This is a genomic window from Pseudomonas sp. R28(2017) (assembly GCF_002112505.1).
GTDB lineage: Bacteria > Pseudomonadota > Gammaproteobacteria > Pseudomonadales > Pseudomonadaceae > Aquipseudomonas.
Map to the genome: position 1 here is coordinate 241,808 of NZ_NEHW01000003.1, position 15,121 is coordinate 256,928.

At 66.6% G+C, this 15,121-nt stretch carries 13 protein-coding genes; 7 read left to right on the top strand and 6 right to left on the bottom strand.

What is annotated here, in order from left to right; translation table 11 throughout:
- Positions 1 to 56: 56 nt before the first annotated feature.
- The 6 genes from CAF78_RS06560 to CAF78_RS06585 are packed head-to-tail and all read right to left on the bottom strand — an operon-like array spanning position 57 to position 8,858.
- A complete protein-coding gene (locus CAF78_RS06560) occupies positions 57 to 530 on the bottom strand; it encodes a chemotaxis protein CheW (RefSeq protein ID WP_085676687.1) in 474 nt (157 codons plus the stop codon).
- Positions 523 to 5,412 (bottom strand): Hpt domain-containing protein, encoded by a 4,890-nt coding sequence (locus tag CAF78_RS06565; RefSeq protein ID WP_085676686.1) that lies wholly within the window; start codon positions 5,410 to 5,412, stop codon positions 523 to 525. The genes CAF78_RS06560 and CAF78_RS06565 overlap by 8 nt, the downstream gene beginning before the upstream one ends.
- A gap of 9 nt (positions 5,413 to 5,421) precedes the next feature.
- The gene (locus CAF78_RS06570; RefSeq protein ID WP_256573881.1) at positions 5,422 to 7,446 is read right to left on the bottom strand and encodes a methyl-accepting chemotaxis protein; all 2,025 of its coding nucleotides are present in this window, start codon (positions 7,444 to 7,446) and stop codon (positions 5,422 to 5,424) included.
- 47 nt (positions 7,447 to 7,493) lie between these two features.
- On the bottom strand, positions 7,494 to 8,048 hold the full coding sequence (locus CAF78_RS06575) for a chemotaxis protein CheW (protein WP_008094837.1): 555 nt from the start codon (positions 8,046 to 8,048) through the stop codon (positions 7,494 to 7,496).
- The gene (pilH, locus tag CAF78_RS06580) at positions 8,045 to 8,410 is read right to left on the bottom strand and encodes a twitching motility response regulator PilH (RefSeq protein ID WP_085676684.1); all 366 of its coding nucleotides are present in this window, start codon (positions 8,408 to 8,410) and stop codon (positions 8,045 to 8,047) included. The genes CAF78_RS06575 and pilH overlap by 4 nt, the downstream gene beginning before the upstream one ends.
- Before the next feature lie 46 nt (positions 8,411 to 8,456).
- On the bottom strand, positions 8,457 to 8,858 hold the full coding sequence (locus tag CAF78_RS06585; RefSeq protein ID WP_060509720.1) for a PleD family two-component system response regulator: 402 nt from the start codon (positions 8,856 to 8,858) through the stop codon (positions 8,457 to 8,459).
- Between the two features lie 196 nt (positions 8,859 to 9,054).
- On the opposite strand from CAF78_RS06585, the gene gshB reads away from it, so the two are divergent.
- The 7 genes from gshB to CAF78_RS06620 all read left to right on the top strand — a co-directional run bounded on the left by gshB (position 9,055) and on the right by CAF78_RS06620 (position 15,035).
- Positions 9,055 to 10,008 (top strand): glutathione synthase, encoded by a 954-nt coding sequence (gshB, locus tag CAF78_RS06590; RefSeq protein WP_085676683.1) that lies wholly within the window; start codon positions 9,055 to 9,057, stop codon positions 10,006 to 10,008.
- Positions 10,009 to 10,099: 91 nt separating this feature from the next.
- Complete coding sequence (locus CAF78_RS06595; protein WP_085676682.1) at positions 10,100 to 11,005, top strand: energy transducer TonB; 906 nt, start codon at positions 10,100 to 10,102, stop codon at positions 11,003 to 11,005.
- Positions 11,006 to 11,164: 159 nt separating this feature from the next.
- Positions 11,165 to 11,734, top strand: a complete 570-nt coding sequence (locus CAF78_RS06600; protein ID WP_085676681.1) for a YqgE/AlgH family protein — start codon at positions 11,165 to 11,167, stop codon at positions 11,732 to 11,734.
- A complete protein-coding gene (gene ruvX / locus CAF78_RS06605) occupies positions 11,734 to 12,171 on the top strand; it encodes a Holliday junction resolvase RuvX (protein WP_085676680.1) in 438 nt (145 codons plus the stop codon). The genes CAF78_RS06600 and ruvX overlap by 1 nt, the downstream gene beginning before the upstream one ends.
- 59 nt (positions 12,172 to 12,230) lie before the next feature.
- Positions 12,231 to 12,749 carry a bifunctional pyr operon transcriptional regulator/uracil phosphoribosyltransferase PyrR gene (pyrR, locus tag CAF78_RS06610; protein ID WP_079229988.1) on the top strand — a complete coding sequence of 173 codons (519 nt, stop codon included), beginning with the start codon at positions 12,231 to 12,233 and terminating at the stop codon, positions 12,747 to 12,749.
- Positions 12,750 to 12,762: 13 nt separating this feature from the next.
- Complete coding sequence (locus tag CAF78_RS06615) at positions 12,763 to 13,767, top strand: aspartate carbamoyltransferase catalytic subunit (protein WP_008099987.1); 1,005 nt, start codon at positions 12,763 to 12,765, stop codon at positions 13,765 to 13,767.
- Positions 13,764 to 15,035: a dihydroorotase gene (locus CAF78_RS06620; protein WP_085676679.1), complete on the top strand. Its 1,272-nt coding sequence runs from the start codon at positions 13,764 to 13,766 to the stop codon at positions 15,033 to 15,035. Before CAF78_RS06615 ends, CAF78_RS06620 begins: the two co-directional genes overlap by 4 nt.
- Positions 15,036 to 15,121 lie beyond the last annotated feature (86 nt).

The window sequence follows — 15,121 nt, forward strand, 5'->3', positions numbered from 1 at the left end:
CTCCTGAAGTGGGCTGGGTTCCTGAACAAGCCTGTTCCCGCCTTTGGCTTCACATCCTACCCAAGGGCAGGTTGCAGTTCAGCGTCACGCACCAATCTTTCCAGCCCGGCCAGGTCCGGCACCCGCGCCACCTGTTCGCCCACCTGCACGGCGGCCAGCTCCAGGCTGCCCAGCGGCACATCCACATAGTTGAGCTGGCTGTCGAGCTTGCACGAACGCGGGATGTCCTGCAGCAGCACAGCCAGGTAGCGCAAACCGGTATCCCCCAAGGCATTGAGCACCACGATCCGCGCCCTCTCGCCACACGGCGTTTCACCGCCACAGGCCGCCTCGAAGCCGATCAACGGCAAATGCTGCTGACGCCAGTCGATCCAGCCCAGATGCCAGGCCGGGTCACCCGGCTGGCACACCAGGTTACGCTGGCCGATCAGCTCGACCACGGCGACGTTGGGCAACACCAAGGTACGGTCGCCCAACGGCAACAGCAGGCCGGTAAGGCTGCTGCGCTGCCCTGCAATCAGTTCAAGCATGGGTATGGCTCCAGTGGGCAATGCTCTGCAGCAGCACCGACTCCTGATAGGGTTTGCCCAGGTAATCGTTGACGCCAATGGCCATGGCCCGGTCGCGGTGCTTCTGCCCGGTGCGCGAGGTGATCATGATGATCGGCAGGTCTTTCAGGCGCTCGTCGCGGCGGATGCGGGTGGCTACTTCGAAACCGTCCATGCGCGGCATCTCGATGTCCAGCAGCAGTACGTCCGGGCGGTGCTCTTCCAGCAGGGCCATGGCATCCACTCCGTCCTTGGCGGTCAGTACGCTCATGCCATGGCGCTCCAGCAGCCGGCTGGTGACCTTGCGCACGGTGACCGAATCGTCCACCACCATCACCAGCGTGGCCCGCCGCGGTGCCGGGCCGAACAAGGTGCGCTGCACCCCGCTGCCGCCGGGAAGACGCGCCAGCCGCCGCTGCTGGCCGCGCAACTGGCCCAGCAGGTCAAGGATCAGCACCACCCGGCCATCACCGAGCAAGGTCGCCCCCGACAGGCCTGCCACAGCGGCGAACTGCGGGCCGAGGCTCTTCACCACGATTTCACGGCTCGGCGACAGGCTGTCCACCTGGATGGCGAACGACTGCTCCTGGGAATGCACCAGCAACACTGGCAGCGGCACGCTCTGCCCCAATAGCACCGGGCGTGGCAGACCTTGCAGCAATTCGCCCAGGTAGCGCAGGTCATACGCATGGCCGCCGTACACGTAACGCGGGGCATCCAGCTGATAACAGGCGGCCAGTTCGGCCGGTGGTACACGCACGATGCCCTCGATGGTGTTGAGCGGAATGGCGTACTGTTCTTCGCCCAGGTGCACCATCAAGGCCCGATTGATCGACACGGTGAACGGCAGGCGGATCAGGAAGCGCGCGCCCTTGCCCTGGGCCGACTCGATGGTCATCGAGCCGCCCAGCTGCTTGACCTCCTCGTGCACCACGTCCATGCCCAGGCCGCGCCCGGAAATCTGAGTGATCTTCTCTGCCGTGGAAAAGCCTGGGCGCAGGATGAACTGCAGGATCTCGTGATCGCTCAGGTGCGCTTGCGGGTCCAGCAGGCCGCGCTTGATCGCCTTGCGCCGTACCGCCTCCAGTGGCACGCCGGCGCCGTCGTCAGTCATCTCGATGACGATGTCGGCGCCCTCATGCAGCAAGTTCAGGTGAATGGTGCCCTGCTCCGGCTTGCCCGCGGCCAGGCGTGCCTCGCGCGCTTCCAGGCCATGGTCGACGGCATTGCGCAACATGTGCTCCAGTGGCGCGACCATGCGTTCGAGCACGCTGCGGTCCAGCTCGCCCTCGGCGTTGCCGACCACCAGCTCGACCTGCTTGCCCAGCTCGCTGGCCACCTGGCGCACCACCCGCTGCAAGCGCGGCACCAGGCGTTCGAACGGCACCATCAGGGTCGCGGTCAGGCCCTCCTGCAACTGGCTGTTCACCCGCGCCTGTTGCTGCAGCAGGCTATAGGCCTCCTGCGCGCGCTGGGTAAGGGTTTCCTTGAGGTCGAGCAGGTCCGAGGCCGACTCGAACAGTGCCCGCGACAGCTGCTGCAGCTGCGAATGGCGGTCCATCTCCAGCGGGTCGAAGTCTTCGTAGGCATCCCCCTCGAACGCCTGCCGGCTGCTGATCCGCCCCTGGGTCTCGATGTCCAGGCGCAGCAGCTGGTCGCGCATGCGCTCCAGGGTGGTTTCCATCTCGTTGAGGGCGAACTGGGCGTCGTTGACCTGCTGTTCGATACGGCCACGAATGACCGAATGCTCACCGGCCAGGTTACCCAGGTCGTCAAGCAGCTCGGCGTCGACCTTGACCATGTCGCCTGGCGCGCGCTCCGGTGCCGCTGCCGGTATTTCGGCAGGCGCGGTGTCGGCCGGGGCCTGGCCGGCCGCGCTGTCGGTCAGCGCGGCACTGCTGAAGTTGCGGATGTAGTCGATCAGCGCGGTAGCGGCATGCAACGGCTGGCCAAGGCGCACGGCGTCGAGCATGTGCGCCAGGCGGTCATGACAGTTCTGCAGCAACGCGAACAACGGCCCGCTCGGCGGCAGGCGCCCTGCAGCGAGCAGCTCGTAGAGGAATTCCAGTTCATGGGCCAGGTCGCCGATGGCGCTGATCTCGACCATGCGCGCACCGCCCTTGAGGGTGTGCAGATCACGCAACAGGTTCTCCACCTCGACGCTGCTGCGCGGGTCGGCCTGCCAGCGCGCCAGGGCGGCGGCGGCGCTCTCGACGATGTCCGAACTTTCTTCGAGGAAGACTTCCAGCAGCTCCTTGTCGCCTGGGCTGGTGGGTTCATCATCCTGCTCCAGTGAACCCGACAGCGGCGTCACCGCCTCAGGGCTGACCAAGCCGGTGGCATCCGGAGCCAGTGCGCCATCCAACAGTTCGCGCAGGGCGTCGACGCAGTCAGGCCGCGGGCTGAGTTCCTGCCCGGCAGCCACTTCGTCGAGCATGTCCAGCAGGGCCTCATGGGCTTGCTGGGCAACGGCGAAGAAGCGCGGGCTGGCGCCCAGGCTGCCCTCTTCCACGGCGCCGTAGACGTCAAGCAGCGCCTCGCAGACGGCATCCATCTGCCACAGATCGGCCAAATGCGCCGCATGGCCAAGGCTGGTCAGCTCATCGAGCAAGGTATCCAGCGGTTCGCGCTGCCCGGGCTGCTGTTGCCAACGCGACAGCAGCGACTCGGCATCCAGCAGGATGTCCATGGCCTGGGCGAGGAAACTGGCGATCAGCTGCGGATCGCGCTTGCCTTGGCGGCCGTGCTGCGGCTCGGCATGCAGGCTGGCCAGGCGCAAGTCCACTGCTTCACCAACCTGCTCGATCAACTGGGCCGCACCCGCAATGGCTGCCAACGGCGCACTGCCCAGCTGCGCCACGCCTTGCAGGAACAGGCCATGGGCTGTCTGCAGCCAATGCATCTCCGCCGCCTGCAACGGCAGTTGGTGCCCCCGGTACTCGCGCACCAGGCGGTCGAAGGCGGTGGCCAGCTCGGCGATCGGCATGACCCCGGCCATGGCAGCGCTGCCCTTGAGGGTGTGCAACGCGCGCTGCAGGCTGTCGCTGACTTCACTGCCCTGGCCATCGGCGCCCTGCAGAAAGCCTTCCAGGCTGGCCAGGTGGCCTTGTGCTTCATTGCGGAAGATATCCAGCAGCTGCGGGTCGAGGCCATCGATGTCGGTGCTGACCGGGGTGTCGTTCTCGGCCAGGGCGTGCAGATGGCTCGCCAGTTGTTCGACCTCGGTCAATTGCGGCAACTGGCCAGCTGCAAAGTCGGCCAGCAGGTCGGGCAGATGGACGAACACCTGTTGCAGCGCCACCGCGCCCTCCGGGGTCAGGGCGATGCGCCCCTCCAGCACCCGGTTGAGCAAGTGCTCACCGCCCCAAGCCAGCTCAGCCACCGCTTCGGCATGCACCATGCGCCCGCTGCCCTTGAGCGTATGCAGGTCACGGCGCACCTCGACCAGGGCGTCGCGCAGGCTGTTGTCGGCGCGCCAGCGCAGCCAGTGCCGTTCGATCTCCGGCAGCAGCTCGCCGGCTTCTTCGAGGAACACCTCACGCAGTTCATCGTCGATGCCATCGCTGCCATCCTGCGCCTCGGGTGGGCCTGCATGGGTGCACTGCACACCCAGCCTGGTCAGGCTGGCACGGGCCATGTCGAGGAACGGTTGAGCATCGGCCAGCGGGTCGGCGACCCGCCACTGCAAGTAGCACTCGGCGGCGCTGAGGGCCTCGGCCAGGTGGGTCAGCTCATCCGCCGGTGGCTCCACCTCCAGGTGCTGCAGCCAGCCCTGCACATAGCCCGCGCAGCCGGCGAACACCTCGGCGGCCGCCGGCAGCATCAGCATCGCCAACGCGCCGTACACTTGCTGCAACAGCCCCGGCAATGGCTGCAGACGCTGGCGCGGCCAACCGGATTCCAGGCAATCGCCGATCAGGTCCTTGGCCTGCTGCAGCACGGACAGTGATTCGTGCAGCACCATCTGGCGAATCTCGGCCAGGTCGGAACCGGGCAGGCCGCCCTGCCCGCCTTCCTCCAGGGGCAGGACCATGCCGTTGAGCGTGGCCTCCACGTACAGCAGGGCACCGGCCACATCCATCAATACCGCGTCGTCCACCGCGCGCTCACCCTGGGCCAGGGCCTGCAGCGCCAGCACCTGGTCGATGATCACCCGGCGCGGTTGCTGGAAGCCCAGCACTGCCAGGGTATCGGCAACATGGCGCAACGGCGCGAGCAGCGCTTCCAGCTCCTCGCTGTGCTGACGGTCGCCGCGCACGAACTGGTCCAGGCGCTCCTTGATCCGCATCAGGTCGTCGCACAGGGCGCTGATCACCGAGCGCAGGGCATCACGCCCCGGCCCGGCCTGCATCTGTTCCCGCCAGTTGCCCAGCGACAGGTCGAGGTTGGCCAGGTCATCGGAACCGGCAAAGCGCTGCGCAGCGCCGCTGATCAGGCTGCCCTGGGCCAACGGCTCGACGCCACGGCAGGCGCGCAGCTGGTTGAGCAGCGGCAGCATCACCAGGGGCAGGTCATGGCGGGCACCGCGCAACCGCTCCAGATAGGACGGCAGTTGCTCCAGGCCCCGGAACAGCGGCCCCAGGCAGTCGCCACGCGGGCTCACCTGGCCTTCGGCCATGGCCTTGGCCAGCAGCTCCAGCTCTTCGGCCAGGCGCGTGGCCCCGCGCAGCTCGAGCATGCGCAGGCAGCCATGCACCTGATGCAGGTTGTCCACAACGAAAGCCAGCATCGACAGGTTGTCGGTCTCGCCGGCAAAGCGCTCCAGGGCCTGACGGGCCTGGCTCAGGCAATCAAGGATGGCGGCCCGGGTCCAGGCCAGGGCCACGGTATCGTGGCGCTCGGGGCTTACGACGGCAGAAGCCATGGGTTTTCCTCAGCTTCGCCCGGCCGGAGCCGGCAGGGTGAAACCGGAGACCGAGCGGCGCATCTCGCTGGCCATCCGCGCCAGGTGGCGGATGCTGTCAGCGGTGGCGCCGGAGCCGGCGGAGGTCTGTGCGGTGATCTGCTGGATCACCGCCATGGTGTGGGAAATCTGCCCCGCCGAGGAGGTCTGCAACTGGGCGGCATCCGAGATGCTGTGGATAAGTTCGGCGAGGTTCTGCGATACGCCTTCGATCTCGGCCAATGCCACGCCGGCATCCTGGGCCAGGCGCGCGCCGCGCACCACCTCGGCGGTGGTCTGCTCCATGGAGATCACCGCCTCGTTGGTGTCCGCCTGGATGGTCCGCACCAGTGCTTCGATCTGCCGGGTCGCCGAAGACGAGCGCTCGGCCAGCCGCTGCACTTCGTCGGCGACCACGGCAAAGCCGCGGCCGGCTTCACCCGCCAGCGAGGCCTGAATCGCCGCATTGAGGGCAAGGATGTTGGTCTGGTCGGCAATGTCGTCGATCAGGCTGACGATGTCGCCGATTTCCTGGGAGGACTCACCCAGGCGCTTGATCCGCTTGGCGGTGTCCTGGATCTGCTCGCGGATGTTGTCCATGCCGTTGATGGTGTTGTGCACCACCTCGTTGCCCTTGTTGGCGATTGCCACCGAACGCTCGGCGACCTTGGCCGACTCATAGGCGTGGGCCGATACCCGGTCGATCGACTCGACCATGTCGCCAACCGCCTCCGACGCCTCGCTGATCTGCTCGGCCTGGTGTTCCGAGGCCTTGGCCAGCTGGCGCGCGGTGTTCTGCGTGTCCTGCACCGCAGCGGCGACCTGCTCGGCGCTGTGGTTGATGGTGGCCACCAGGTCACGCAGTTGGTCGACCGAGTAGTTGATCGAGTCGGCGATGGCGCCGGTGAAGTCTTCGGTTACCGACACGGTGACGGTCAGGTCGCCGTCGGCCAGCTCTTCGATTTCATCGAGCAGGCGCATGATCGCCTGCTGGTTGCGCTCGTTCTTTTCCGCGGTTTCCTGCAACTGGCGGTGGGTGGTGCGGACCATCACCAGGCCGATCAGGATGATCGAAGCCAGCGCCAGCAGGCCCAGCGCGTAACCGCCCACGGTATCCAGGGTGCGGCCACTGGCCAGGTTCTCGAAACCGTTGGCCAAATGCGAGGCTTCATCGAGCAGGGTCTGCGACAGGCTGAAGATGTTGCCGGCCGCTTCGCGTACGCGGAACAGCTCGGGCGAGGTTTCGAGGATTTCATCGACGGAACCTGCCACGAACTGGAACAGTTCGGCGATTTCCGCCAGGCGGGCGCGGGCGTCCGCATCCTCGACGCGGGTCACCTGGATCGCCGGGTTGCCGCCCAGCATGCCCTCGAGCACCTGGCCGAAGCGGCTGGCATCGCGGCCGAAGGTATCGGCAGCCTGCGCCGCCGTATCGTCGCCGGCCAGCACGGTGTTGACCGAACCGAGAATGCGTTCGGCCAGCAGAAGCTGACGTTGGGCCACCACCACCTGGTTGGCCGGAGCACCGCTCTGCAGCAGGATCTCGACCACCTTTTCGTACTCGACCTGCAGCTGCGGCACGGTTTCGGCGAGGGTCGCCGCCACCTGGTGCAACGACAGCACGGTCTGTTCACTGGCCAGAATGGTGTCGGTGTTCTTGCGCAGGTTATCCCAGTCCTGGCGCACCGCTTCCATTTCATCGCGGACCGCGGCCGGCGCCGCCGGCAGGCCGGTGGACTTGTCGCCTTCGCGCAGGTAGCCCCAGCGCCGCTCGAAATCATTGCGCGCATCCGACAGCAGCTTGAACGCCAGGGCCTTGCCCGCCGCCGCCTCGGTGGCGTTCTTGGCGATGCGCTGGGACAACACCCGCAGCTCGCCGGCGTGGCCGATGTACTGCTTGTCGTGGTTGGCCTGGGTGTTGAGGTAGGCGAAGTTGGCGAACAGCAGGATGATCGACAGGATCAGGATCACGAACAGCACGGTGATCTGCACGATGCTGCGCGTGCGTGGGGTCATGCTGGCGGGGGCGACGGGGGTGGCCGGCTTGTTCACGTTCGAAAGTCCTATAGCGCCACGTCAAGAAAACCCGGCGCCTGGGCCAGGGCGAAGGGGCTGAAGATCGCCCAGTTGCGTTCACGCGGGAAGTGCCCCTGCACGAAGCGGGCAGCCGCCCGCAACAGCGGTTGCGGTGGCGACAGTTCCAGGCTGCTCAGGGCGAAATGCTGCAGGCCCAGCACCTCGTCGACCAGCAGGCCGACGAACAGGTCTTCGTGGTCCAGCACCAGCACCCGCCGCTGTTTGCCTGGCGCGGCAGGGCCAAGGCCGAAGAAACTGCTCAGGTCCATCACCGGCAGCAACCGGCCGCGCAGGTTGGCCACGCCGCATACCCACGGCTGCACGCCAGGCACGCGGCTGCTGCGCGGCTCGCGCAGTACTTCGGCGACCTCGCCCATGGGCGCGACAAACCACTGCCCGGCGATGCGAAAACCGATGCCGCTCCATTGCTGCAGGCGGGTGTCCTGCGGCGGCTGGTCGGCCACCAGCAGGCGGCAGCGCCGGTCGATGTCCAGCAACAGCTCGAAGGCGGTCAGCGACGCGCCCTGCGGGCGGGTGGTCAAGCGCCCAGTACTTCTTTGAGCTTGGCGATCAGCGCGTCTTCTTCCACCGGTTTGGTCAGGAAGTCACGGGCGCCCTGGCGCGTGGCCCAGATGCGGTCGGTTTCCTGGTCCTTGGTGGTCACCACCACCACGGGGATGGCGCTGGTTTCCGGGTCCTTGCTCAGCTGGCGGGTGGCCTGGAAGCCGTTCATGCCGGGCATGACGATGTCCATCAGCACCGCATCGGGCTTTTCCTGGCGGGCCAGGGCCACGCCGTCGGCACCGTTGCTGGCCTTGAGCACCTGGTGACCGTGCTTTTCCAGCCATTCGGTCAATCTGTACATCTCTGTCGGCGAGTCGTCGACAATCAGAACTCGGGCCATGCTGTTTCCCCATCAGGAAATTGAAGGCCGCGCCTGCGCGGCGCGGTCAGGGTGCGGGTTGTTCGGGCGCGGCGAAACCGGGCACATGGGCCCTGATCGCGTCGAGCAGTTCTTCCTTGCTGAATGGTTTGGTCAGGAACTGGTCGGAACCGACCACCCGGCCGCGGGCCTTGTCGAACAGGCCATCGCGAGACGACAGGAGAATCACCGGGATGTCCTTGAAGGCACTGTTGTGCTTGATCACCGCACAGGTCTGATAACCGTCCAGACGCGGCATCAGCACGTCGACGAAGATGATCTGCGGCTGGTGGTCGATGATCTTGGCCAGGGCATCGAAGCCGTCACTGGCAGTGATCACCTCGCAGCCCGCTTCGCCGAGCAACATCTGCGCGGTGCGGCGGATCGTGCGGGAATCGTCGATCACCATCACCTTCAGGGGCTGTTCCATAAGTTGCGCTACCATCGCTGCACGGTGTGGGCGGCAAGCCGCTGATGGCTTGCAGCTTGAAGCTGAGGGCATTTTTAGCACACTCCGGGGGCCCATTCCATCTGCCGCCCCCTTGACCCGCGGCGTTCACAGCGCCACCCTGAGCCACTTTTCTTTCGATTCACCGCGGCCACGGGCCGCCAAGAGGAACCACCCCATGAGCGTTCGCCTCGGCATTGTCATGGACCCGATCGCGTCCATCTCCTACAAGAAGGACAGCTCGCTGGCCATGCTGCTGGCCGCCCAGGCCCGCGGCTGGGAGCTGTTCTACATGGAGCAGCGCGACCTCTACCTGGGCGCCGGCCAGGCCCGCGCCCAGATGCGCCCACTGAAGGTGTTCGCCGACCCGGCGCGCTGGTTCGAGCTGGGCGAGGAGCAAGACAGCGCCCTGGCCGAGCTGGACGTGGTGCTGATGCGCAAGGATCCGCCCTTCGACATGGAGTTCGTCTACAGCACCTACCTGCTGGAGCAGGCCGAGCGCGAAGGCGTGCTGGTGGTCAACCGCCCGCAGAGCCTGCGCGACTGCAACGAAAAACTGTTCGCCACCCAGTTCCCGCAGTGCATGGCTCCGACCCTTGTCAGCCGCCGCGTCGACATCCTGCGCGAGTTCGCCAACAGCCGTGGCGACGTGATCCTCAAGCCGCTGGACGGCATGGGCGGTGCCTCGGTGTTCCGCCACCGCAAGGACGACCCCAACCTGTCGGTAATCCTGGAGACGCTGACCCAGCACGGCACCCAGCAGATCATGGCCCAGGAATACCTGCCGCAGATCGTCGACGGCGACAAGCGTATCCTGATGATCGACGGTGAGCCGGTCGACTACTGCCTGGCCCGTATCCCCGCCAGTGGCGAAACCCGTGGCAACCTGGCTGCCGGTGGCCGCGGCGAAGCCCGCCCGCTGACCGAGCGCGACCGCTGGATCGCCGCCCAGGTCGGCCCGTCCCTGCGTGAAAAGGGCCTGCTGTTCGTCGGCCTCGACGTGATCGGCGACTACCTCACGGAAATCAACGTCACCAGCCCCACCTGCATCCGCGAGATCGACGCGGCCTACAACACCGATATCGGTGGCAAGCTGATGGATGCCATTGATCGCCAGCTCAAGGCGCGCTGACCGCCGACGCGGAGCAAATGCGCGGAGTGGGGTATGATGCCGGTCCTTTTCGACTGAGCTGCTGCCCCGCCCTGCGGTTGCTGGATACCCGATGACGCTGCCTGCCGACATCCCCGCCGACCTGCTGCCCCCGCGCGTTCGCCCGGTGGACCGGCTTGGCTTTACCCTGTTCCTGGCTGCCCTGGTGCACCTGGCGCTGATCCTTGGCGTCGGTTTTACCGTGGTCAAACCTGCGGAAATCCGCCAGACCATGGACATCACCCTGGCCACCTTCAAAAGCGAGAAAGCGCCGCAGAAGGCTGATTTCCAGGCTCAGGACAACCAGCAAGGCAGCGGTACCCTGGAAAAGAAGGCGGTACCCACCACAACAGAAGTGGCGCCATTCCAGGACAGCAAGATCAACAAGGTCACCCCGCCTCCTGCGGCCAAGCCCGAGGTGGCACCGCCGCCCACGCCAGAGAAGTCCGCAGTGGCGACCAAGGCGCCAAAAGCGCAGAAGGTCGAGCCCAAGCCGAAGGAAAGCAAGCCCCAGCCCAAGCCAGCGGCGGCCACGCCGGACTTCGACAGTTCGCAACTGTCGAGCCAGATCGCCAGCCTCGAGGCGGAGCTTTCCAACGAACAGCAGATGTACGCCAAGCGCCCGCGCATTCACCGCCTGAATGCGGCATCGACCATGCGCGACAAGGGTGCCTGGTACAAGGAAGAGTGGCGCAAGAAGGTCGAGCGGGTGGGTAACCTGAACTACCCGGACGAGGCACGCCGGCAGCAGATCTACGGCAACTTGCGGATGATGGTGTCGATCAACCGCGATGGCTCGCTGTATGAGGTGCTGGTGCTGGAGTCGTCCGGGCAACCGGTGCTGGACCAGGCGGCGCAGCGTATCGTGCGGCTGGCGGCGCCCTTTGCGCCGTTTACCGGGGACCTGGCCGAGTTTGACCGGCTGGAGATCATCCGCACCTGGCGCTTTGCCCGCGGCGACCGCCTGTCCAGTAACTGATCCGACGGCCCTTTCGCGGGCAAGCCCGCTCCCACAGGACCCCGCAATTGCCAGGCTTGCGGTGACCCTGTGGGAGCGGGCGCGCCCGCGAAGAGGCCGGCAAAAACGACACAAATCCGCACCTTGTCAGTCTCGCCACCTGGCGCCACACTATCCCCCATGAAAACCCTCACACCGAGCTACCTCAAGCATCAGTTCCTGATCGCCATGCCGCACATGGCCGATCCGAACTTCGCCCAGACCCTCACGTACATCGTCGAGCACAACGCCAATGGCGCCATGGGCCTGGTGGTCAACCGACCGCAGGAGCTGAACCTGGCCGACATTCTCGAGCAGTTGCGCCCGAACGAGGTACCACCGGCCAGCACCTTGCAGGTGCCCATCTACCAGGGTGGCCCGGTGCAGACCGACCGAGGTTTCGTGCTGCACAGCAGCGAATGCAGCTACCAGGCCACCGTCGAGCTGCAGGGCCTGTCGCTGTCCACGTCACAGGACGTGCTGTTCGCCATCGCCGAAGGCGTAGGGCCGCAGCAAAGCCTGATCACCCTGGGCTATGCCGGCTGGGAAGCCGGCCAGCTGGAAGCCGAACTGGCCGACAACGCCTGGCTCAACTGCCCGTTCGACCCGGACATCCTCTTCGCCATGGATAGCGAACAGCGCCTGGGCGCCGCGGCCCGCAGCCTGGGCATCAACCTCAGCCTGCTGACCAGCCAGGCGGGGCACGCCTGATGGCACCACTCCACCAAGAGTTGCGCTTACTGCTGGGTTTCGACTACGGCACCAAACAGATCGGCGTGGCCGTCGGCCAGGTGGTGACCGGCCAGGCCCGCGAGCTGTGCACCCTGAAGGCGCAGAACGGCGTGCCGGATTGGGCCCAGGTGGAAAAGCTCATAGCTGAATGGAAGCCCGATGCCATCGTCGTCGGCCTGCCGCTGAACATGGACGGCACACCGAGCGAGATGAGCGAGCGCGCAGAAAAGTTCGCACGCCGCCTCAATGGCCGCTTCAACCTGCCCGTGCACACCCACGACGAACGCCTGACCACCTTCGAGGCCAAGGGCGAACGCCTGGCCCGTGGCGGCCAGCGCGGCAGCTACCGTGACAACCCAGTCGACGCCATCGCCGCCGCCCTGCTGCTGCAAGGCTGGCTGGAGGCCAATACCTGATCTTTCCGCGTTTGCGTCGGGGCCATCAAAGCGCCCCGGGCGCCCCCAGGAGATACGCAATGAGCCTACCCAATCCCGCCGACCTGATCCGGCAGATGGCTGTCGACCTTCGTGCCCATCTGGCCCGCCGCAACATCACCGAGCCGCGCTTCATCGGCATCCGCACCGGCGGCGTCTGGGTTGCCCAGGCCCTGCAGCAGGAAATGGCCGACCAGACCCCGCTGGGCACTCTGGACGTGTCGTTCTATCGCGATGACTTCAGCCAGAACGGCCTGCACCCGCAAGTGCGCCCCTCGGAGCTGCCATTCGAGGTCGAAGGCCAGCACCTGGTGCTGATCGACGACGTGCTGATGAGCGGTCGCACCATTCGCGCCGCACTCAACGAACTGTTCGATTACGGCCGCCCGGCCAGCGTCACCCTGGTCTGCCTGCTCGACCTGGATGCCGGCGAACTGCCCATCCGCCCCAATGTGCTTGGCGCCACCCTGTCGCTGGCCGCCCATGAACGGGTAAAATTGACCGGACCCGCACCGCTCGCCCTCGAGCGCCAGGACCTCGCCACCGCTTCTGCCCTTTAAGAGTCCCCTCGCGATGACGCCAATCGACGCCAAGCGCCCGCTGCAGCTCAATGATCAGGGCCAGCTGCGCCACTTTCTCTCGCTCGACGGTTTGCCCCGCGAACTGCTCACCGAGATCCTCGACACCGCCGACTCGTTCCTCGAAGTCGGCGCCCGGGCCGTGAAGAAAGTCCCGTTGCTGCGCGGCAAGACCGTGTGCAACGTGTTCTTCGAGAACTCGACCCGCACCCGCACCACCTTCGAACTGGCCGCCCAGCGCCTGTCTGCCGACGTGATCAGCCTGAACGTGTCGACCTCCTCGACCAGCAAGGGCGAGACCCTGTTCGACACCCTGCGCAACCTCGAAGCCATGGCTGCCGACATGTTCGTCGTGCGCCACTCCGACTCCGGCGCCGCGCACTTCATCGCCGAGCACGTGTGCCCGGACGTCGCCGTGATCAACGGCGGTGACGGCCGCCACGCACACCCGACCCAGGGCATGCTCGACATGCTCACCATCCGCCGCCACAAGGGCAGCTTCGAGAACCTCTCGGTGGCGATCGTCGGCGACATCCTGCACTCGCGCGTGGCCCGCTCCGACATGCTCGCGCTGAAGGCCCTGGGCTGCCCGGATATCCGCGTGATCGGCCCGAAGACCCTGATCCCGATCGGTATCGAGCAGTACGGCGTGAAGGTCTACACCGACCTCGCCGAAGGCCTGAAGGACGTCGACGTGGTGATCATGCTGCGCCTGCAGCGTGAGCGCATGGCGGGCGGCCTGCTGCCCAGCGAAGGCGAGTTCTACCGCCTGTTCGGCCTGACCACCGCACGCCTGGCCGGCGCCAAGCCCGATGCCATCGTGATGCACCCGGGCCCGATCAACCGCGGCGTGGAAATCGAATCGGCAGTGGCCGACGGCAAACACTCGGTGATTCTCAACCAGGTCACCTACGGCATCGCCGTGCGCATGGCCGTGCTGTCCATGGCCATGAGCGGGCAGAACGCGCAACGTCAATTCGACCAGGAGAACGCCCAGTGACCATCAGCATTCTTGGCGCCCGGGTCATCGACCCTGTCAGCGGCCTGGACCAGGTCACCGACCTGCACCTGGACGGCGGGCGCATCGCCGCCATCGGCGCCGCCCCGGCCGGTTTCAGCGCCAGCCGCACGATCGAGGCTCACGGCCTGATCGCCGCGCCCGGCCTGGTCGACCTCGGCGTCTCGCTGCGCGAGCCGGGCTACAGCCGCAAGGGTTCCATCGCCAGTGAAACCCGCGCCGCCGTGGCTGGCGGCGTCACCAGCCTGTGCTGCCCACCGCAGACCAAGCCCGTGCTGGACACCTCGGCAGTGGCCGAACTGATCCTCGACCGTGCCCGCGAAGCCGCCAACAGCAAGGTCTACCCGATCGGCGCCCTGACCAAGGGCCTGGAGGGCGAACAGCTGGCCGAACTGGTTGCCCTGCGTGACACCGGTTGCGTGGCCTTCGGCAACGGCCTGAAGGAAATCCCCAACAACCGTACCTTGGCCCGCGCCCTGGAATACGCCGCCACCTTCGACCTGACCGTGGTGTTCCACTCCCAGGACCGCGACCTGGCCCAGGGTGGCCTGGCCCACGAAGGCGCCATGGCCAGCTTCCTCGGCCTGCCGGGCATCCCGGAAACCGCCGAGACCGTGGCCCTGGCGCGCAACCTGCTGCTGGTGGAACAGACCGGCGTGCGTGCGCACTTCACCCAGATCACCAGCGCCCGTGGCGCGCGGCTGATCGAGCAGGCCCAGCAGCTGGGCCTGCCGGTGACGGCCGACGTGGCGCTGTATCAGCTGATCCTCACCGACGAGTCGTTGCGTGAGTTCTCCAGCCTGTACCACGTGCAGCCGCCACTGCGCACCGCCGCCGACCGCGACGGCCTGCGCGCGGCGGTGAAATCGGGGGTGATCCAGGCGATCTCCAGCCACCACCAGCCCCACGAGCGCGATGCCAAGCTGGCTCCGTTCGGCGCCACCGAACCGGGCATCAGCAGCGTCGAACTGCTGCTGCCGCTGGCCATGACCCTGGTCGAGGACGGCCTGCTCGACCTGCCGACCCTGCTCGCCCGCCTGAGCAGCGGCCCGGCCAAGGCCATGCGCCTGCCGGCCGGTGAGCTGAAAGTCGGCGGCGCCGCCGACCTGGTGCTGTTCGACGCCAAGGCCTCGACGATTGCCGGCGAACAATGGCTGTCGCGCGGCGACAACTGCCCGTTCATCGGCCACTGCCTGCCGGCTGCCGTGCGTTATACCTTGGTCGATGGGCACGTCTGCCACGAGGCCTGAGTAACCTTCTTCGCGGGCAAGCCCGCTCCCACAGGATCACCGCAAGCCATGGCCTTGTGAGCAACCTGTGGGAGCGGGTTTACCCG